This window comes from Saccharothrix sp. CB00851 (assembly GCF_001905065.1).
Lineage (GTDB): Bacteria > Actinomycetota > Actinomycetes > Mycobacteriales > Pseudonocardiaceae > Actinosynnema.
In genome coordinates, this window is record NZ_LWLC01000034.1 from 1 (window position 1) to 19,577 (window position 19,577).

The 19,577-nt window shown below is 70.4% G+C and carries 20 protein-coding genes; 13 read left to right on the forward strand and 7 right to left on the reverse strand.

Annotated features, from left to right (window positions below; genetic code table 11):
• The 3 genes from A6A25_RS28775 to A6A25_RS28785 form a co-directional block, all read right to left on the reverse strand.
• The coding region (locus tag A6A25_RS28775) for a hypothetical protein (RefSeq protein ID WP_073895516.1) at window positions 1–1,242 on the reverse strand (1,242 nt) is incomplete at its 3' end.
• A gap of 170 nt (window positions 1,243–1,412) precedes the next feature.
• The gene (locus tag A6A25_RS28780) at window positions 1,413–1,760 is read right to left on the reverse strand and encodes a helix-turn-helix domain-containing protein (RefSeq protein ID WP_380736079.1); all 348 of its coding nucleotides are present in this window, start codon (window positions 1,758–1,760) and stop codon (window positions 1,413–1,415) included.
• Entirely contained in the window at window positions 1,757–2,890 is a 1,134-nt protein-coding gene (locus tag A6A25_RS28785) for a tyrosine-type recombinase/integrase (RefSeq protein ID WP_073895518.1), read from the reverse strand. Before A6A25_RS28785 ends, A6A25_RS28780 begins: the two co-directional genes overlap by 4 nt.
• Window positions 2,891–3,718: 828 nt before the next feature.
• Between A6A25_RS28785 and A6A25_RS46460 the strand changes: the two genes are divergently transcribed.
• From A6A25_RS46460 to A6A25_RS28830, 10 genes are all read left to right on the forward strand, one after another.
• On the forward strand, window positions 3,719–3,850 hold the full coding sequence (locus A6A25_RS46460) for a hypothetical protein (RefSeq protein WP_274534349.1): 132 nt from the start codon (window positions 3,719–3,721) through the stop codon (window positions 3,848–3,850).
• A 37-nt stretch (window positions 3,851–3,887) separates the two neighbouring features.
• On the forward strand, window positions 3,888–5,138 hold the full coding sequence (locus A6A25_RS28790; protein WP_073895520.1) for an AAA family ATPase: 1,251 nt from the start codon (window positions 3,888–3,890) through the stop codon (window positions 5,136–5,138).
• Window positions 5,139–5,187: 49 nt separating this feature from the next.
• Window positions 5,188–6,993 (forward strand): hypothetical protein, encoded by a 1,806-nt coding sequence (locus tag A6A25_RS28795; RefSeq protein ID WP_073895522.1) that lies wholly within the window; start codon window positions 5,188–5,190, stop codon window positions 6,991–6,993.
• A gap of 76 nt (window positions 6,994–7,069) precedes the next feature.
• Window positions 7,070–7,327 carry a hypothetical protein gene (locus A6A25_RS28800; protein ID WP_073895524.1) on the forward strand — a complete coding sequence of 86 codons (258 nt, stop codon included), beginning with the start codon at window positions 7,070–7,072 and terminating at the stop codon, window positions 7,325–7,327.
• Window positions 7,328–7,414: 87 nt separating this feature from the next.
• Window positions 7,415–7,942: a hypothetical protein gene (locus tag A6A25_RS44300; RefSeq protein ID WP_073895526.1), complete on the forward strand. Its 528-nt coding sequence runs from the start codon at window positions 7,415–7,417 to the stop codon at window positions 7,940–7,942.
• A complete protein-coding gene (locus A6A25_RS28810) occupies window positions 7,939–8,283 on the forward strand; it encodes a hypothetical protein (RefSeq protein WP_073895528.1) in 345 nt (114 codons plus the stop codon). The genes A6A25_RS44300 and A6A25_RS28810 overlap by 4 nt, the downstream gene beginning before the upstream one ends.
• A 55-nt stretch (window positions 8,284–8,338) precedes the next feature.
• Window positions 8,339–9,166, forward strand: coding sequence for a hypothetical protein (locus tag A6A25_RS28815; RefSeq protein ID WP_073895530.1), 828 nt, complete (start codon window positions 8,339–8,341; stop codon window positions 9,164–9,166).
• A 25-nt stretch (window positions 9,167–9,191) separates the two neighbouring features.
• On the forward strand, window positions 9,192–9,791 hold the full coding sequence (locus A6A25_RS28820; protein WP_073895532.1) for a hypothetical protein: 600 nt from the start codon (window positions 9,192–9,194) through the stop codon (window positions 9,789–9,791).
• Window positions 9,788–10,219 carry a hypothetical protein gene (locus A6A25_RS28825; RefSeq protein WP_073895534.1) on the forward strand — a complete coding sequence of 144 codons (432 nt, stop codon included), beginning with the start codon at window positions 9,788–9,790 and terminating at the stop codon, window positions 10,217–10,219. The genes A6A25_RS28820 and A6A25_RS28825 overlap by 4 nt, the downstream gene beginning before the upstream one ends.
• Window positions 10,204–10,503 carry a hypothetical protein gene (locus A6A25_RS28830; protein WP_073895536.1) on the forward strand — a complete coding sequence of 100 codons (300 nt, stop codon included), beginning with the start codon at window positions 10,204–10,206 and terminating at the stop codon, window positions 10,501–10,503. Before A6A25_RS28825 ends, A6A25_RS28830 begins: the two co-directional genes overlap by 16 nt.
• A gap of 638 nt (window positions 10,504–11,141) precedes the next feature.
• Here A6A25_RS28830 and A6A25_RS28835 read toward each other — a convergent pair.
• On the reverse strand, window positions 11,142–11,750 hold the full coding sequence (locus A6A25_RS28835) for a MarR family transcriptional regulator (RefSeq protein ID WP_073895538.1): 609 nt from the start codon (window positions 11,748–11,750) through the stop codon (window positions 11,142–11,144).
• A gap of 430 nt (window positions 11,751–12,180) precedes the next feature.
• Between A6A25_RS28835 and A6A25_RS28840 the strand changes: the two genes are divergently transcribed.
• The 3 genes from A6A25_RS28840 (at window position 12,181) to A6A25_RS28850 (ending at window position 14,758) form a co-directional block, all read left to right on the forward strand.
• A complete protein-coding gene (locus A6A25_RS28840; protein ID WP_241828971.1) occupies window positions 12,181–13,317 on the forward strand; it encodes a hypothetical protein in 1,137 nt (378 codons plus the stop codon).
• Window positions 13,318–13,361: 44 nt separating this feature from the next.
• Window positions 13,362–14,237: a DUF4357 domain-containing protein gene (locus tag A6A25_RS28845; protein WP_073896131.1), complete on the forward strand. Its 876-nt coding sequence runs from the start codon at window positions 13,362–13,364 to the stop codon at window positions 14,235–14,237.
• 101 nt (window positions 14,238–14,338) lie between these two features.
• Window positions 14,339–14,758 carry a hypothetical protein gene (locus A6A25_RS28850; RefSeq protein WP_073895539.1) on the forward strand — a complete coding sequence of 140 codons (420 nt, stop codon included), beginning with the start codon at window positions 14,339–14,341 and terminating at the stop codon, window positions 14,756–14,758.
• Here the strand turns inward: A6A25_RS28850 and A6A25_RS28855 are convergent.
• From A6A25_RS28855 to A6A25_RS28865, 3 genes are all read right to left on the reverse strand, one after another.
• Window positions 14,745–15,671 (reverse strand): C40 family peptidase, encoded by a 927-nt coding sequence (locus A6A25_RS28855; protein ID WP_073896132.1) that lies wholly within the window; start codon window positions 15,669–15,671, stop codon window positions 14,745–14,747. The two genes, A6A25_RS28850 and A6A25_RS28855, sit on opposite strands and share 14 nt — an antisense overlap.
• A gap of 58 nt (window positions 15,672–15,729) precedes the next feature.
• Window positions 15,730–16,824, reverse strand: coding sequence for a replication-relaxation family protein (locus A6A25_RS28860; RefSeq protein ID WP_073895540.1), 1,095 nt, complete (start codon window positions 16,822–16,824; stop codon window positions 15,730–15,732).
• An 88-nt stretch (window positions 16,825–16,912) separates the two neighbouring features.
• Window positions 16,913–19,441 (reverse strand): helicase HerA domain-containing protein, encoded by a 2,529-nt coding sequence (locus A6A25_RS28865; protein ID WP_073895541.1) that lies wholly within the window; start codon window positions 19,439–19,441, stop codon window positions 16,913–16,915.
• Between the last annotated feature and the right edge of the window lie 136 nt (window positions 19,442–19,577).

Below are 19,577 nucleotides of genomic sequence, written 5' to 3' on the forward strand. Positions count from 1 at the left end.
TATTCGAGCGGTGGTGTCGGGGTGGATTCCGAGCATGGAGGCGACCACAGGGCTGGGTGTGGTGTGCAGGAGTTCCCGCAAGGCGGTGGTTCGGCCGAGTTGGATCGGTATTCCGAGTGTGGAGAAGCGGTTGTTGAGTGTTCTTGGCCGGATGGGCTGCTCGGGGCATTTGCCTGGGAAGAGCCAGTCGGTGTTGGCGTTCGGGCCCCGGTAGGTGTTGCGGTGTTCGAGGAGTTGGCGGGTCATGCCGTCCAGTGGTGGTGGCAGCGGGGCGGGTGGGTCGCCGAGCCTGATGAAGACGTCGGGACCGATGATCGTGATGTCGGTGCGCCGCAGGCGGGTGATCCGGCTGAGAGGCTGGGCGTAGAGCAGTACCAGCAGCGCGACGAGGCGTTCGCGCAGTGGCCAGTCGTCGGCCGTGACGAGTGTGTTGATCAGTGCGTGCTGCTGTCGGCGTGGCTGGATGGTGGCCGCGGGCAGTGGTGCTCTGGTGAGCCGTCGCCGGGGCGTGACCGCTGTCTGACCCGCCCAGCGCAGGAACGCCGTAGCGGGCTTTCGGGTCTGAGGGTTGGCCGCGAGCCAGCTGTCCAGGTCGGCTTGCGGGCAGGTGGTGAGGGTGTGGCCGCTGCTGTCGAGCCAGGTCAGCAGTGCGGCGGCTTGGCGGACGCGTTCGCGGGAGACGCGGACGGTGGCCGGGGTCAACGGTGCCTGCTCGGCCTTGTGGCGCAGGCGCCGCAGCTCGTTCCAGGTGGCGAAGCGCTGCACCAGAGCTCGGTGTTCGGCGTCGGCGATGTCGGCGAGCTGGGTGGTGAGCCAGCGTTGGAAGAGCATGAGCTGTTTGTCGATCGGCGCCAGGATGCCGCAGGTGATCAGCAGCTCACGCAGGTAGGTGGCTTTGCGCCAGGCGGGGTGGGCGGCCAGGGCGTCGTGGCTGATCGCGATGGTGCCGGTGGCCAGTGCGGTGAGCAGCTCGGTGGTGCCGGGTTTGGCCAGCCAGGTCAGGCCGTTGTGCGGTGTGTCGGTCAGGCGCAGCTTCTCCAGCAGCGGCAGCAGTTCCGCGCGAGGCCGGCCGGTGCCGTCGTCGAGCACTGTGGTGAGGCGGTCGGTGAGGGTGCAGCGTTCGCAGAGCTTGTCGCCGACCAGCAGTCCTTCATGACCGCAGCGGCGGCAGAAGAACGAGCGCGCGATGCCCGCGCAGTCGCGGCAGATCGCGAGGCCGGTGCCGTCGCGTCCGGGCAGCAACCGGTGGTCGCCGCACTTCGGGCAGCAGCCCCGGTCACGGGTCGCGCGTTTGATGCACGGGCGGCAAACCGGTCCCTCCCAACGGACAGCGGGCCGGGAGAAGCGGTCGCAGCGCACGCACTTGCTGTCGGCGAGCCGTGTTTCGCCCCACTGCGTTCGGGTTCGAGAGGTCACTGCGGACGGATGCGAGCGCGGGTAGGTCGCAGCGCTCCGGCTTCAGCGGCCGGCGGTGTGGCCGTGCCCGCCGATCCGGTGGCGGTGCGACGGGTGACGTTCGCGGCCTCGGTGTGGATCAGCTCGGCGGGGCTGCACTCGAAGATGTCGCACAACGCGGCCAGCACCGTCAGTGACAGCCGCTCCGGGGTGCCGGTGACCAGCCGGTGGACCTGCGAGACCGACAACTCGACACCACGATCACGTAGCAGCGGAACGAGTTCGGTGGTGGAGAACATGCCGTGATCGGCCATCAGGTCCCGCAGCCGCCAGTCGTAGCCGACTCGCCTCTTCATCGCGTTCATCGCGCGCTCCCGCCGTCGGTGGTCGATGTCAGTGCCGAGGCAAGGGTGTCATCAAGGCTGCGGCGCAGGGTGCGGGTGCGGAAGTCCGAGGAGACGCAGGTGTAGATGGAGGTGGTGGACGCGTGTTCGTGACCGACCTGCTGCTGGACGAAGAACGGGTCCCAGCCGGCCTCGATCAGGTGCGTGACGTAGGAGCGGCGCAGCGAGTGGAAGTCCAGTCCTGGCTCCAGACCGAGCGCGTCGCGGTAGGTGGCGAAGCGGGCGTTGAGCGCAGCGCCGCTGATGCGCGCCGACTGCTCCGAGGGCCACAACGCGGGACCGGTCGAGTGCGCCATGCGCGGCCGGATCTCGGTGACCCACTCCTCCAGCACCTCCGCCGACCAGTCCCACACGGTCAGCACGCTGCGCCGCTTGGGCGGACTGCCGGGCTTGGCCTTGCCGAACCGCACGTGCAGCACCCCGTACTCGCCGAACTCCCGGGCATGCGGATTGGGCGCGAGGTCGGCGGTGTCCAGCATCCGCGTCTCGGTGCGCCGCAGGCCGAAGGCGTAGGCGACCTTGAACAGGGTGGCGTCGCGGAACGCCGCCAGCCAGCCCTTGCGGCCGGAGTCCCGCACCCGCGGCACCGCGTCGTCGGCGTAGTCGAAGAACGCCTGGATCTCGTCCAGGGTGAACGCCCGCTTGGCCGGCTCGGACTCGTTGTCCTGCACGTGCACCGCGGTGTTCCACTCATGGCACACCTGCACCGGATGCGTGCCGAACCGCCGCTCGCATTCACCGGCCCACCCGTAAGCGGGATCGGTCAGGTAGTGGCAGAACAACCGCAGAGCCTGCTGATAGGTCCGCAAGCTCGACCGGCTCACGCCTTTGATCCCGCGCAGGTCGGCGCACCATTCGTCGACCATCGCCGCACTCCACTGCCACGGAAAAGCATTGACGTGCTCGACGAAACCACGCACCCGCTTGCCCCGGTTCACGATCGTCGACGCGGCCAGGTTCCGCGCGGACTGCTGACGCTCCCACCCGGTCAGCATCGCCTCGAAAACCTGTTCCTCGGGCCGCAGGAACACCAGGCCGTCGACCAGCTGCAGCGCCGTTGCGCCCGCCGTCGGTCGCTCTCCCTCGCCCACCAGTCGCCTTCCGCCGCTCGCACCAGATGCGACATCTTCGCATCAGATGCGATAATCGGCGCAACCACGCAGCTAGATGGCAGTCGCGACGACCATCGGCGTGCGTGTCGACCAGGAGCCGTCAGTCCTGACGGCAGCTCGCGCGACACCTCTTACCGCCCAGGTAGAGCACCTTCTGCGGCGACGATCGCCACGACCGTTCCCGCACCGACTTGGGATCGCATCAGATGCGATCCTGTGCACATCCGTTGGGGGTTCACACGGGGGATCACATTGGGGATCAGGTTGGGGATCCTGTTAGAGCGCCACCCCCTCCGGCCAGCAAAGACGCCGGTCAGAGGGGCTGTAGGGGGATCCGCTGGTATCCCAGACTCGCTTGGCCACAAGCCGGTGAACACATCGGGGCGGACTGGTGGCCGGCTGCCTGCCCTGTCGGGCCCGTCGTCACCCCTGCCTCGTGACTGCGTTCTTTCCGTCCTAATTCCTACCCTCCTAATGTTCTCCAAACTCCTTTCTTTTTATTCCTCATGCGTCGCCGGCTTTCGTTTGCCTACTCGCGTCCCACTGCTTGTTGTGCTCTTTGACCTGCGGAAACGCGATGGCATTTCGGCCGGAAATGCGCGGGCGCGCGCTGGCTCAATTCCGGAATGGTGACGGCGGCGGCCGATCGAAAAGAGTCTTGAAAATGAGCTGCCAAACCTATTGCATGACGCGCGGCGCAGAGTCATAATTGAATTGTCACCGGGGGAACCGGAAACAACACCGAATACCACACCCGGCGCGAGCCATGTCGAAAACGGGGAGCCAATTATGTGTTACGCCGACACCGTGACGAATGACGACGGAACCGCCACCGCGTTTTGCTACTGCGGATGGTCGGCGGACCACGCCACCCCGGAAGCGGCGGACACCGACGCCGAACGGCACCAGACCGCCGCCGAGTCCGCGCTCGCCGCCTGAACCCGCCGCCCCCGCACACCCGAAAGGAACGCCCGCGATGACCACGCCCACCCCGCCCGCCGCACCACCCGCCCCGGCACCGACCACCACGCCGACCGCCCCGGCGGGCGCGCCGAAACGGCTCGGCAACGGTGAACTGCGCGCGATGGTCGCCAAAGTTCTCGCGGACAACGCGGGCACGGAACTCACGCCGCGCGCCATCGCGCACACCCTGAACCGGTCATCCGGGGCGGTCGGCAACGCGTGCAAGGTGCTCGCGGACCGGGGGGAAGCCGAGGTCGCGTCCACGTCCCCGCTGGCCTACCGGGCGACCGCGACCACGGCGTCCGCCGCCGCGCCCACGATCACCCCCGCCCCACCGCGCACGCCCCGCCCGAAGACCCCGAAACCGACGACCAGCGCACCGACCACCAACGCACCGACCACCGCGCCCGCCCCGTCGGGTGCGGGCGGGTCCGCCGCCGGGTCGGCGGGCGTAGTCACCGGTCCGGTTAAACGCCCCAACGGGATGGACTACCACCCCCGGTTGCTGTCCGGGATGCCGGACGTGACCGCGTTGCGGCGGTTGCGTGACGCCGGGGTCGCCGCCCTGATGTACGGACCGCCCGGCACGGGTAAGACGTCGGTGGTGGAGGCGGCGTTCCCGGACTGCGTCACGGTTCAGGGCGACGGGGACACCGTGGTCGCCGACTTCGTGGGCGACTACACCAAAACCCCGGACGGCGAGTTCGTGTTCGTGCACGGTCCGCTGGTCCGCGCGATGCGTGACGGGGTGCCGCTGTTCATCGACGACGCCACGCTGATCCCGCCGACCGTGCTCGCCGTGGTTTATCCCGCGATGGACGGACGCCGCCAGATCGTAATCAAGGCCAACGGCGGCGAGGTCGTGGACGCCGCGCCGGGGTTCTACGTGGTCGCCGGACACAACCCCGGCGTGCACGGGGCGGTGCTCACCGACGCCCTCGCGTCCCGGTTCTCCGTGCAGGTTCAGGTGTCCAGCGACTACGACCTCGCCGACCAGTTGGGCGTGGACAAGAAGGCGGTGCGCGTGGCGCGCAACCTCGCCACCCGGCAGGAACGGGGCGAGGTCGGATGGGCACCCCAACTGCGCGAACTGTTGGCGTTCAAGAAGATCGCCGCCGTGTTGGGCACCGACGCCGCCGCCGGAAACCTCGTGGGCATCGCACCGGAAGAGGACCGCGCCACCGTCGCCGCCGTGGTGCGCGACGCGTTCGGTCGCACCGTCACCCCGCTTGCCCTCGGTGCCCGCATCGCCCCGAAACCCTGACCACCTAACCCGCCCCGCGAACCGCGACCGTCGCGAAAGGACCGCAACCGTGAGCACCCACTTCACCGCCGACCCGACCGCCACCGGTGCCGCCGTGTTCCCCGCCCGCCCGGAATGGCTGACCCTGTCCGCCGCCTTCGCCGACGAGGTCCCGATCATCGCCGACCGCGACGACCTCCTGGTCACCGTCGCACCCGGCGCGGGCGGGGGTGCCCCGGCGTGTTTCTACCCCGCCCGCGCGCTCATCGAGGTCGACGGCGACCACCTAGGGGTGGACCCCGCCACCGTGGACCCTGCGAACCTGTCCGACCGCCCCCGCTACGCCCCGGCGTGGGGTGCCCTGACCCACGAATGCGGGCACGCCAAACACACCGCCTGGGAACCCCCGGACGACGCCCCGCCTGGCGTGGTCGCCGCCGCCATGCTGCTGGAAGAGCCGCGCATGGAAGCCGCACAGGTCCGCCGCCGCCCGGACGACCGGCACTGGTTGCGGGCGTGCGTGAAGGGCATCGTCGCCGCCGACCTGCACCTGTTCGCCGACCCCGCCACCGCCCCGCAAATGACCTCCGCGCACGCCGCCCACACCGCCGCACTGTTGCTGGGACGCGCGGACGGCGGGGTCCTGACCCGCACCGAGGTCGCCCCCGTCGCCCGTGTCATCGAAGACGTGCTCGGGGCCGACACGTTGGGCAAGTTGCGGGCGGTGTGGCGCACGGCGTTGCGCACCGCCGACGACGACGGCGAGACCATGCTCGCCCTAGGGCGGCAGTGGTGCGAGATCCTCGGCACCGACCCGGACACCGACCCCAACACCCCCGCCGACCCGGACCCCGGCGCGGCACCCGACCCGTCCGGCACCCCCGACCCGTCCGGCGGCACCCCCGGCACGGGTAGCGGCAACGCCCCCGCCGACCCGTCGCCGTTGGCGGACGCGATCGCCGCCGTGCTGAACGGGGTGGCGGCGAAGGTGGCGCGGGAGAAGGCACCCGAAGACCCCGCCGCCGTCGCCGCCGCCGAAAAGGCGAAAGCCGACGCCGCCCAGAAGGAGGCACAGAAGGCCGCGCGGCGGGTGTTCGCCGCAGGTGGTCCCCGCACCGGGAAAACCCAGCTCGCGGGCACCCGCCCGCCCACCCCGGAAGAGCGCACCGCCGCGCGCGTGTTGGCGCGGGCGTTGGACACCGCCGGGGTCCGGGAACGGGTCGCGGTGAAGTCCACCTCGCAGGTCCCGCCGGGTCGGTTGCGGATGCGCGGGGTGCGTGCCGCCGAAGCCCAACGTGCCGCCGGGGCGGTGGTCACCGCCGAACCGTTCACCCGCACCACCCGCACCCCGGTCACCGTCCCGCCGTTGCGGGTCGGGGTGGCGTGCGACGTGTCCGGGTCGATGCGGTGGGCGTGCGCGCACGTGGCCTCGGCGGCGTGGATTCTGGCCAACGCCGCCCGCCACACCAGGGTGCCCACCGACACCGCGAGCGTGATCTTCGGGCACCACGTGCGCCCGCTGACCCACCCCGGACGCCTGCCCGCCGAGGTCACCGAGTTCGAGTCCAACGACAACTGGGAGGACATCCCGGTCGCGCTGGACGCCCTCGACGGTGCACTCGGGCTGTCCCGCCCCGGCGCGGCACGGCTGCTGGTCATCGTGTCCGACGGCGACTACCGCTACCAGCCCCGCATCGACGGGCAGCGCAAACTCGACCGGTTGCGCGCGTCCGGGTGCGCCGTGCTGTGGCTGACCACCAGCACCAGCGACACCCCGCTCGACGGGTCCACCGTGCACGTGCTGACCAACCCCGCCGCCACCGCCCGCGCCATCGGGCACGCCGCCACCGCCGCCCTCCGCGCGATCGCCCGCTAGCCCCACCGGTCCGGGGCGGGACGCCCCGCCCCGGACCACCAACCCGCACCAACCCACGACCACGAGGTGACCCGCCATGACACACGAACACCCCCGGACCGTGGGCGACCTGATCGCCGCCCTGTCCGGCTACGACCCCGCCACGCCGCTACGGGTCGCCGCCCAACCCGGCTACCCGATGGAGCACATGCTCGCGCGGGTGGTGTGCACGCCCGACGACGCCGAGTCGTGGGGCGTGCGGCCCACCGACCCGCCCGTGGTGTGGCTTGGAATCGGTGAGCAGGTCGGCTACCTGCCCGAGATCGCCGCCGACGCCCTCGGGTGGACAGCATGACCACGACCTCGACCGTGCTCCGGAGCTGCCCTCGGCCGGCGAGGCCGCGGCGCGAGGCGCCGGCCAAAGGTCGGTGGAGCTGAGGTCATGTCGACCAAGACCGACTTCTACCTCGGGCGCGGCCAGGACGCCGAGTGGCTCGGCTCCCTGCAATGGGAATGCGAACCGGAGAACCTCCTGCGCGTTCCGCCCGGACGCCTCGCGCTGACCGCGACCGACGAGCCCACCTACCGCGCGGCCGTCGCCGACCTGTTCATCGTGTGGGAGACCGAGGAACTCGGCACGGCCTACCCCCGCCGAAACGGGTGGCCGTGGCCGTGGGCGACCAGCCACGTGAGCAGTTGGATCGTCGCCTTCGACCCCGCCGTTCCCGGCGTGTTCCTCACGGTCGGCGGCGGAGTGCGCTGGGAACCGCTTGACCCACGCAACCCCCGCGAACCCGCCGAGGACATCGGACCCCCGGACATCCACGCGTGGCTGCGCGCACCCGCCGACCCGCCCTCGGTCCCGCTCCCGCCCATGCGCGACCCCGCTACCGGACTGCCCACCGCCGCCGGACAGTGCCTCACCGACCCGCACGACATCCGACACGACACCGAAGGAGAAGGCCGATGACTACCCCCAACCCGCACGAGGCCGAAGTCGTCGCGCGCAGCTTCACCGAGAACGGCTGCACGGTGACCGCGATCGTCTACGACCCCGCCGACGCGCAACAGATCTTGTACGGCACCGTCACCCGCGACGGCGTACTCGTCGGCAGCTACTACTGCGCCGACCGCATCCGCCAACGGGACTGGCGGATCGTCACCGCCGACGGTCACGACCTCACCGTCGACGGCACTCCCGTCCGGCCGCTGGACGAAGGCTCCGCCGTCATCGTGCTGACCACCATCCTCACCGCACCCAAGCACGAGATCGACCAGCTCCTTCGGGACGCGACTCGCCCACCCCGGTGACCTCGAACCATCAGGCCACACCTCGGGGACACCACTCACCCGCTGGAGGACAGCTGTGACCACGCACCACGGCGCGACGACGCCGACAATTCCCGGCACTCTGCCACCCGAGACCGTGTTGCTCGCATCGACCGTTCCGCACGCCGTGCCGATGCGCCCGCCCTCCGGGGCGTGGGGGCTCGTCGTGGTCGCCGTGCGGACCACCGACGCCGCCGGAGCCCCGGTCCGCTACACCGGGGACGCCCCCGCACCTGACCCCGCGCACACCGACACCGCCGCCCTGCTCGCCGGGGTGTGGCTACCCGAGCCGCCGCCCGCCATCCTGCACGCCGGGGACGTCGTGGTGCGCCCGCACACCTCGACCACCGACTCCGCACTGACCGATGTCGAGGTTCTCGTCGCGATGCGGGGCGAGTGGCGCACCGTGGGGACGTGGGAGGCGGTGGATGCGCGCTGGCCGCATGAGGTCGCCATGACGGTGCTGGTGCACATGCGCTATCTCGCCGACGCCGCCCTTCAAGACGCGCAGTGGGTGACGCTGACAGGGCCGATCGCAGCCGCGATGCCCGACTGGCTCTCGCGCGGACTGGGCCTTGCCGGCGAGCCCGCGGCCTCGGCGCCTCGCCGCGTACCAGACGGCCTCGCCGAGCTGCTCGAGGCCGGGCTGCTCACCGAGGGCGACCAGATCGTGCTCGACGAGCACACCGCCACCGTCCAGGCAGGCGGGGTTCTCCACCACGGGCCGGACGAGTTCGCCGTGTCGACCGTCAACGCCCTCGCCACCCACCTCTGCGACTTCACCGCGAACGGCTGGCACCTGTGGCGACGCGCTCACGACAACCGCCTGCTGGCCGACCTGCGCACCGAACTCGCCCGTCGCTGAACCGACCACCCGGAAGGACTCCGAGATGACCAGCACGATGACCGAACGAGACGAGACCACCGGCACCAGCCCGCAGCGCTACCACCACACCCGCACCGTCGAGATCGCCGGACGCACCGTCCGAGCCCACGTCGAACGAGGCCAGTACCTCAACACAAGCCGCGCCGTCGCCGAGGTCCTCAACGACCAGATGACCTGGACCAGCCTCGCCGCCGACGCGCCCAGCGACTGGTGGCACAACACCCCGACACCAGGACCGGACATCGACGATCCCGCCCGGTTCCTCAGCCCCGTCACCGAACGCCTCCTCCAGCGCGCCGCCAAGATCCTCGCCACCCCGCCGACCACACGCACCCTCTCGCCGCACCTGCACGGCGCGATCAGCGCGCTCCTGGCGACCAGCTACGGCTACGACGCCGAGCACCGCATCGACCCCGACGAGATCACCTGGGCCTACACCCACGGCGGTGCGCTGCACATCATCGAACACCCGGACGGCAGCGTCACCTTCACCAAACACCACCGCGAGGACTGCCCCTTCATCACCAGCCGGGGCGCGCAGGAGTGCGACGAGGACTGCTACTTCCCACACCCCGCCGACGTCGAACGCGCACACGGCCGATGATCCCCACGACCGCCGACTTCTACGACGAAACCGGACGCTGTGCCCGCTGGCTTGGAGCCATCCACGGCAACGCCGACCCCGAAACCCTGCGGGCCCTCGACTCCGGTCGACTCATGCTGGAAGCCACCGACCCGACGACGTTTGCCGACGCCATACTCGACCTGCTCGACGTGTTCACCGAACAGGACCTCGGACAAAGTCATCACCCCCGCGACGGCTGGCCGTGGTCATGGCCGGACAGCCGCAGCACCGACTGGATCTACCTCTTCGACCGAGGTCGCGCGTGGGTGATCACCGGCCGCATCTGGAGCTACGCGATGCCGCGAGTTGACCACCCGCCACAACGACCCGCAGCGACCGGGCACGCCCCACCCGAACCCGCCCAGGACCCGACCGAAAGGCACGACAGCACATGCCCGACCTCCTAGACCTCTCCGCACCCCGGCCGCAGTGCCCGTACTGCGAGGTCGCCATCGGCCAGCCACACGTCGAGGGTTGCGACGTGGCCAGGTGCCTGCGCACCGGACTTCAACGCCTGAGCTGCGAGCACGAACACGACTGCGGCAAGGACACCTGGTCCGGCCGCTGGCCCGGCGAGACCGACTGCGAACGCCTCGGCTGGATGATCGGCCCCGGCCTACCCGACCTCAACCGGCTTCTCACCGAGGCGACGTGGAACCCCGCCACCCAACAATGGGACGCCGTCTCCTAGCCAATCCGCACCACCCACCCAACCCCAGCGGGGCGGCCACGCACGCCCCACCCACCAGCGACCCCCAACGGGTCGCTGGTCGGCCTTCACGACCAGCCCATACGGACACCGCCGTGCCAGCATCGACCCGCACAACATTGCGGCCCGCAACGCCTCCTCGCCTCGCCTTTCCGTTGAACGGCCCGGCCCCGAGAAAGGCCCCCGGCCCTTGAGTTTCGCCGGCCGAGGCCAAGGTTTGCGCCGAGAGAGGGCTATAGAGGCACGAGCTCGGGGTGAACATCCGCATGGTGCCCCACGGGGGGCTCCCTAACTCGCTGCGGCACGAACCGGTGCGGGAAATTCTTGCGGGAAGTAGGGCGCGCCTGTTCACCTGCTATCGGCTCGCCCCAACGCGACAAGGGTCAGCGGCTACTTCCGCGTCATCGAATTATCAAGCACGTCAACGATTTACCCGATCACGACAGCCACGATCGAACCGGATAGGGGTCGTCCCCTGCTGTCAGTCCCCGCCCGCCGTTGGCGACATACAACCCCGAAAACCCCTACCTACGAACGGGAAACCCCCGGACGCCGTCGTGCCCCCAACGATAATCCGTTGGAGGCACGTGACGAGATGGACCGCCCGACACCGGGGACGGCTACTCCGTTGTCGCCGCAGTCGTCGCGGCGAGGGAGTACTTCTTCGGCTTGTCACTGGTTCGCACGGCGTAGCCGCTCTCGACCAGCTTCTCCAGCGCGTTGTGTACCGCACCAGAGGATCGGTCCAACGCCTTGCCGATCGCGTTCGGACTGAACTCGCCCGAGTTGTCCCGCAGGTAGTCCTCGACCATGCCGCGCAACGCCCCCGGTGCCAACCGCTGAGACTTCTCCGACTGCTTCCCCGGCTGGTCGTCCGTGGGCTGGTCGTCGGTCGGCTGGTCGTCCGTGGGCTGGTCGTCGGTCGGCTGGTCGTCGGTCGGCTGGTCGTCGGTCGGCTGGTCGTCCGTGGTGATGGACCAGCGGTCGGCGGGACGGGAACCGCCGTCGGCGATCCCGGCGGTGCGGGCGACGAGGCCGTCCTTCTCCCAGCGGGTGAGGATCTTGGGTGCGGTCGACTTGCCGATTCCGGCGGCGGTGGACAGGGCGGTGGCGGTGCTGCCGGGGTTGTCCCGGAGCGCCTGCCACAGCTTCTCCTCGGTCTCCGTGCGCGGCTTCGCCGGGTCGGTCGCCGGAGTCGGGACGGCTCGAAGGGTGCGATTGATGGACATGACTACCTCGCATTGGTGACGGGTCAGGTTGGGTGGTCATGCCCCGGCCGGAGCGGGTGCGGCCCCCGGTGCGCATCCGGTGGTGTGTTGGGCCGCACGACTATGGACGCTTCCTTCGGCGCATGAAGTCAAGCGGTACATCAAAAACCCCTTGTCTCCTGTGGACGTACGCCGCGTCGCGTCACGTCGTTAGTACAAACCGGTCCACTTCGCGCCTATGCCGCCCACGGGCGTTGACACCTCCGCGCGCACGAAGCGTCCATACACGTCGACCCGACCACAAACCGTTGGAACCAAAGGGGGTTGACCGAATGCGCGACCTGAACGAACTCGCTACACCCGCGCGCCGGCCGCAGCGGGACCGCGGCGCCCACAGCTCGGACTTGCGGCTTGGATGTATCGGCGAGGGCACGGGACGCAGGAGCGCGACGTGATCGCCGTGACGGCGCGGGACGTGCCCGAGATCCGCGCACGCATGACTGACTGGGCACGCGACCCCACGCTTGACGGCGCGGGCAACTGGTTCCGCTTCTTCCTGGGGCCGAGTCCTGACGGTGCCACCGAATCACGGGTGTTCGACCGTGTCGACGATGTGGGAGCCACCATCGCCGGGACGCTGGCGGTTCAATTTCCGGCGGCGGAGTTGTTCTACGTCTCCGCCGACATGACCGACCTCGCGCGTCACGCCGCCGACACGCTGACCGACTACCGGCTGCACCCCGAAGACCTGCCCGCGCAGATCGGGGTCATGGTCTACGAACACCCGCCTGTGGAAGGAACGGCTGCCGCACGCCACAACGCGGTCTCGGTTGTCTCGTGGGGTCCGGGGCGCGGCGGCTTGTGGGTGCATACCTGGGCGACGACTTCCCCGTCCCAGCAAGGCATCGTCCGTATCGGACGCACCCTCGCGCAGCTACCCCGTGATGAAGTGCTGGAGCGAGCGAGAACGGCCGCCGCGCGCGACCTGCCCGAACCGACGCCGGAGAACAAGCCCTCCGACAGCAATGAGGTCGCTGATCAAACGGCCGACCACGTTCTCGCCACGTTCCTGCCGAACCTCGAACGTGCCCCAGTGCCGCCGTCGTTTGTCCCGCCGCACGGGTACGAGTGGTGCGCGCTCACACCGATGGAGTTCACCGAGATGGAGGGCTGGCCGGGCTGGGTGTCCGAAGCCGAGTCCTCTAGCGACGTTGAAGCCAGGATTGCCTTGCAGCGCACCATTCTCGCGACGTGGCTGCTGATGGGTCAGACGTTGGTGCGTTCGGAACAGATGGCCGCGCCTCGTGCTGCCCGGCGTCGGATCGAACGCCTTGACCCGGTGCTCGATCCCACCGTGCGCTACATCGACCTGCGGCGTGCCCGCACCGAGCCCTCCGATCGCCCCGACGACGACTTCGGGAAGGGCACGCGGGAGTACCGGCACCGATGGATCGTGCGCGGGCACTGGCGCAACCAGTACTACCCCAGCCGCAACGATCACCGCCCGATCTGGATCGACCCGCACTTCGCCGGTCCGGAGGACAAGCCGTTGCTCGGCGGCGAGCGCGTGAACGTCCTGCGCCGATGACACCACTCCCACCGTGCGACCACCCCGATCTGAAGGGCACCGCCATGACCGCCGGTTCCGATGCCGTTCCGCCCCACCAGCACGCCGCTGCCGTGCCGAACACCGCTCTGCCACCCGACGACCCCGCGATGCATCCCGCGCCGTCACAAGACGACGAAGAGTCGGCGTTGTTGCGGTGGGAAGGGCTGCCCGCCGACGCGACCGTGCTCGTGCCGTCGCTGGGCCCCACACCGATGCGCGTCCCGGACAACGCCTGGGCGATGCTCGTGCTCGCCGTGGACATCCTTGGCGAGGTCGATCCCGACACCGCCGGACAGGTCGCCTTGTTCGCCGGGAGCTGGCTCGCCGATCAGCCACCCGCCGATCTCCACGACGGCGACCTCGTCATCCGCCCACTCCCACCCGAACAGGACCTCGGTACGCCGGACGACAACCACGTCGCCGACGTGGAGGTGCTGCTGGCCTACCGAGGCCGGTGGATGCCCATCGGGCGCTGGGCGGGAGTGGATGAGCGCTGGCCGTGGACGCTCGCGCCCGCAGTCGCCGCCGCGATGCGGCTCTACATCGACGCCGCCGAGACGCTCAGCCGGGAGGCGGTGCTGACCTCCGAACGCCCCGGATCCTCGCCGCTGCGTTGGGCGGGAACGGTCCTGAGCGACCTGATGTCGGCCGACCTGGTGACCTACGGCGAGGAACTCGTGTGGGAACGCTGCGCGGGCGAGGTGCGCCACACCGCTCGACTGCGGATCGACGGCACCTTCCTGCTCGCGGACGGCGAGCGGGTCTTCGCCACCCCGTCGGCCGCCGCGACCGTCCTGAGCGGCAAGCACCACCACGGCTGGAGCGCGTGGCGACGCACCTCCGACGGCCGCTTCCTGGCCGACCTGCGCGCCGAACTCCGTGCCCGGCGGGACAGGTAGCCCCACGCACCACTCGACATCACTCCGAGTCATCAACGCCGTGTCGGACCGCCCGACTGTGGGTGGGCGGTCCGACGGTGTTCACTCACGAAGGACTCGTCATGGCTGAACCTGACGTTCCGGCGGACCTACAGGTCGTGTGGGGCGCGCGGGTCGAGATCGAACGCGGCTACCGGTTGGAGGCGATCGCCGTGGCACTGTCCGCCGACATCGCCGAGCTACGCGAGGACGGCGGTCTTCCCGACCACGTCCACACCCGCATCACCGTGCTGCCCCAGCACCGGCTGCTGGAGATCCGGGTCGAGGGCCTGTCAGTCGAGACCGACCCGGACCGCACCACCAGCCGCGAGGTGATGAACACGCTGTTCGAGCTGGCCAGCGACCACAACATCATCACCCTTGATACCGTCTCGCCACCGCTGTTCACCCAGCGGATTGTGCTGGTCGACCACTACGGCCAGCCCTTCGCCGCCAAGGTCGGTGCGGGCATGGGCGAACCCGAACCGTTCACGCCGCGATAGAGGCCGCCGGGCGGGTTGCCCCTGCGTAGTCGTCGCCGTTGTAGCGGTAGTTGTCGATCTGTACCGGTTGCCCAAAGGTCGGCGCGTTGATCATGAGTCCGCCGCCGATGTAGAGGCCGACGTGGTGGATGTTGCCGGGTGTGCCGTAGAAGACGAGGTCGCCCGGCAACAGCGGCTGTCCGGCCGGGACGCGCGGGCCAGCGTCGTACTGGGTCTGGGCAGTGCGGGGCAGGGTCACTCCGGCGGCGGCGTAGGCGGCCTTGGTCAGTCCGGAGCAGTCGAAGCCCGCGTGTCCGCCGTCGGGGCCGTTGCCGCCCCACACGTAGGGCAGCCCTCGTTGCCCGCAGGCGTAGTTGATCGCGGCGAGGGTGATGGCGTTGGGGGCTTGGATGGCGTTGCAGTCGCCGTTACCGACGCTGGTCGCGGCGGCCTCGGCGTACTTGGCGGCCTGTTCGAGGACCTTGTCGACGTACCAGTTGGCGTGGTTGTAGGCGAAGATCGCCGCCCGTAGGTCGCCTCGGCGTACTCCGTTGTCGCAGAGCAGGAAGGCGGCGGCGTGGATGGCGTCGTGTGGGTTGTACCGGGAGGGCGGGCTGGCGCCGCCGGGTGGGATCTGGTGTGCGGCGATGACGCCGTTGAAGGTCGGGGCGAGGAACTGCATCGGCCCGCCGGCCCCGGCGAAGTTCTCGCCCTCGGTCACCCCTGGTGCCTTCAGGCGGCCGTGGTCGGTCTCGACCTTGCCGATCGCGGCGAGCACGGTCCAGTCCAGGCCGGGGCAGTCCGGGGCCGCGGTGACGTAGAGCAGGCAGTACTCGGGCGGGATGTCGGCGATCGGTGTCGTGCAGTCGATGGTGGTGTTCGAGGAGTTGCCGAACAGCGCGTCCACCACGGCACTCACGCTCTGGCCGATCATGACGGGGATGAGCAGCAGGATGGCCGCGGCTCCGATGGCGATCTTGGCGAGCACGCTCTCACCACCTCCCCGGCCGGCCCGCCCCGCGTGGCGCCCGTGGGCTGGTCGCGGTGGGCGGCATCGGCGAGGGCGGCGGCGACATCGGTTGCGGCGAGTCGACTCCCGCCGGGGTCTCCTCGGTGGGCGTGACCGGCGGAGGCACGTGCGGCCAGGCGTCGGGCAATCCCGACAGCGCTCGCCGGGACGCTCCGGCAGGGGCGTTGAGCGGCAGCCAGATCTCGTCGGCCGGGCTCGGGTGGACGGCCTCGGGGTTGAGCAGCTCGGCCGCCGCGGTGGCGATCGGCACCGAGCGCCGGTCGTCGAGCTCACGCCACGCCTTCGCCAGCAGCCGGCGGGCGGCGGCCTCGCGCCGCGAAGTCGGCAGCCACACCAGCAACGGCGTGGTGATACCGGTGGCTTGCGCGAGGGCGGCATAACCGGCCAGCTTCCCGGCGAGCTTGCTCAGCGGCTCGGTCCCGAAGTCGTACTCGAGGAACCACTCCACCTGCCGGTCGTTGCTCTGACCACCGTGCTGGTCGTGGTACCTCCAGCGGCCGTAGCCGTCGGGTTTGATCAAGTCGCCGAAGTGGCGGGCGCAGCGGGTCTCCGACCACCACGCCGCCAGCTCGACCTGTTCGCCGGGGTGCGGGTGGCGGGCGCGGTCGACCAGGGCGGTGAACCACTCGTTGACGCCGACGGTGTGGGCCAGGCGCAGGCTGTGGGCGACGCCGAAGACCCGGTCGTGCCGGTAGCCGAGTTCCTTGAGGTCCAGGCCGTCCTCGGCGGCGAGCACGGCCGCGCCGGCGGGCGCCAGGACGTAGTGCATGGGCGCGGTGCCGAGGGTCACGAACGGCTGGAACCGGTCGACGACACCCCACAGGTAGAGCTCACGCAGCCGCATCCGCCCGGAGCGGAAGCTGGGAAAGGCCAGGGCGGTGATCTGGTGTGCGGTAAGGACTTTGTGTTCCCAGAGCATCCGGGCGATCCACTTGTCGCGCGGGGTCAGCCGCCACGCCAGGACGGCTTGGTGCTCGGCGGTGTTCGCGACACGCGGGGTGGGCCGGGTCGGCTTGTGGCCGCGCAGAGCGCGCTGGCGGGTGGGATTGGTGATCATTGGGCACCTCCGGGTGGGCAGGGCGAAACCGCCCCGGCGCGAAGCGCGCCGGGGCGTGATGGACGGGGCGGAAGAGCGGAGGGTGAGGTCAGCCGTTGCGGCGAGGGTCGGCGCTACGCGGGCGCGCGACGGGCTCGTTTCGGCTCGCGGGTCGCGACGGGCCGCGAGGCGGCCTGGTGCCGGTGGTTGCGGACCCGCCGGTGGCGGCCTCGGTCGCGCGAGTCCGCGCCGTGCGGCGCGCCACGCCGCGGATCTCCCGTGCCCGTCCGGGAACGGCGGGCGGGAGGGGCTGGGTGAGTATCGTGAACGGCTGAGCTTCCTCGCCGTTGAGCACCAGGCGCACGGCGGCGTGGTAGACGCCGAGGTGGGCGAGGTCGTGATCGGACAGCCGCGGTGCGGTGTGGCGGGACAGCTCGCGCGAGTCCTCCGGGCTCGCGTTGAAGAAGATCTTCGAACGGGCGTTGGTCGACATGCCCTCCCGCAGTTCGCGGGGGAGCTGGCCGAGGTGCTGGTGGGCTAGGGTCATCGCGACCCGGAAACCACGGGCCTCGGCGAGCATGTCCTCGATGGGATACGGCAGGTTCAGGAAGTTGTGACACTCGTCGATCACCATCGAGGCGTCCCGGCGTTGCCGCTGCGGTGTCCGCGCCCGCCCGGTGGTCGCCTGCCAGGTCCGGGCGACGACCAACGATCCGACCAGCCGGGTGGTCTCCTCGCCCAGTGAGCCCTTGGGGATGCGCACCAGACAGATCCCGCCGTCGAGAACCTGACCCATGTCCACTGTGGAGTGACCGCCCGCGATCGCGTCGCGGACGAACGGCCGCAACAGGAACGCGCGGAGTTTGTTCATCAGTGGACTGATGACCTGTGAGCGCGACGAGTCGGTGAGTTCCTCGTACCAGGACCAGAACCCGCGCAGCACGGGGTCGGTGATCCCGGCGGTGACCCGGCTGCGGAACGCCTCGTCGGCCAACAGCTTGGGCAGGTCCGCCAGGGTGGCGACGCCTTCCTGACTGCGCAGGGTGAGGCAGGCGGCGCGCATGACGTCGTCGGTGCGCGGGCCCCAGAACGCCGAGTAAACCCGCCGGAACACCGACACGAGGTTGTCCACGGTCAAGTCGGTCTCCCCGCCGTCCAAGGGGTTGAGGCACGGCGGCCGAGACTTGCTGTCGGCGTCGAAGATCACGACTCGATCGGCTGCCGAGCGCGGCAGGCGGGACAGGACGTCGGTGACGAGGTCGCCCTTGGGGTCGATCAACACGATCCCGCGGCCGGCCTCGGCGTCGGCGAGGATCATGTTGCCGAGCAGGGTGGACTTGCCGGAGCCGGTGGCTCCGATGACGTGCAGGTGGTGGCGGGCGTCCGGGACGCGCAGGGCGACGGGGCGCTGGTGGCCGGTGTCGGTGACCCCGATCGGCTTGGCCTCCGGCCCCGGTGTGGCGATGCCCGGTGGGGGCGCGATCGCTCGGGCTCCGGCGCGTTGGATGCCGGGGATGGCCTCGTCGGTGGGCAGGTGCGCGATTGCGGCCAATTCGGGCACCGACAACAGGTCTCCCCGCCCCAGACGACGGGAGTCGATGACACGGCCGGGGTTGCGGACGCGGTGACGGGTGTAGTGGTTGTGTTCGGTGTAGGAGGCGAACGAGGCAGCCAGGGCGTGAGCCCGTCCGCGGGCGACCTCCCGCGCGCGGCGGACCTCGGCGTCGTCGGTATCGCTGGACAGCAGGGTCGCCACGGCGTAGCGGACGACCGTCTCGAACTGGCTGCCGCGCTGCTTGCCCACGATCGCGCGATTCTGCGCGGAATATTCCAGCGAGGTCTGCGGATCGCTGTGCAAGGCCCCGGTCTTTGTCCACGCCGAAGCCGTACGTCGCGAGCGGCTGCCCGTGCTGGGGGTGATCGCGTCGAGTAGGCGGCCGACCAGGCGGGTCGAGCCGCCGGTGTGGACTCGTCGGGCGGCGCGGCGGGCTTGCTGGACGCGGCGGCCGGTGACCGGGCGGGCCAGCACCTGCACGCAGGCGTACTCCTCACGTCCAAGTCCGACCGGCGCGCCGATCAGCGCGCGGATCGGGTCGGCGTCGAAGTCGCTGCGGATGGGCAACGCCTCGGGTCGCGCCAGCCGTAGCTCGCCGCCGACCACCAGGCGCCGTTGCCCCTCCTCGGGCGTCGGCAGCGGTGGCTCGGCCGGGCCGACGCGGGTGTGCGCGCCTGGCCAGGCCGCCTCCACGGCGCGTTCGACCAGGCCAGGCGGGATGACACCGGGCACCCACAAGCGGATCGCGACCCCGGCCTCGGAGAATACGTACTCGCACGCCACGTGCGGCTGGCCGGTGAACGCCCGCCGCCACCCAGGGCGCAGTAGCCCGACCAGGTTTGACCACAACGCGGCCCCGCCTGCGGGATCAACCTGCGGCGGGGCGAGCACGGTGACCTGACGGGCGTCGGCCAGCAGCGCCTCGTGGCAGCGTCGGGCCCACCACCGCCGGCCGAGCACGATCCCGGTGATGAGCACCGCGAGGACGGGGGCCGCGATCGGGCCCCAGTCCAGGGCGAGGTCCCGCAGCCGGGCCAGCAGCGCGAGTAGTGCGCCGCCGGGATCGCGCAGGTAGTCCTCCATCCATCCGGCGGCGACAAGCGTCGTCGAGTGCGCGGGCGGGGTGGTGAGGAGAGGTGGTTCCGGTGGCTGGTTGGGGGCAGGCGGTACCCACGTCAGTGTTCGGGGCAGCATGAACGAGTCCCTTCACGGGAGAGGT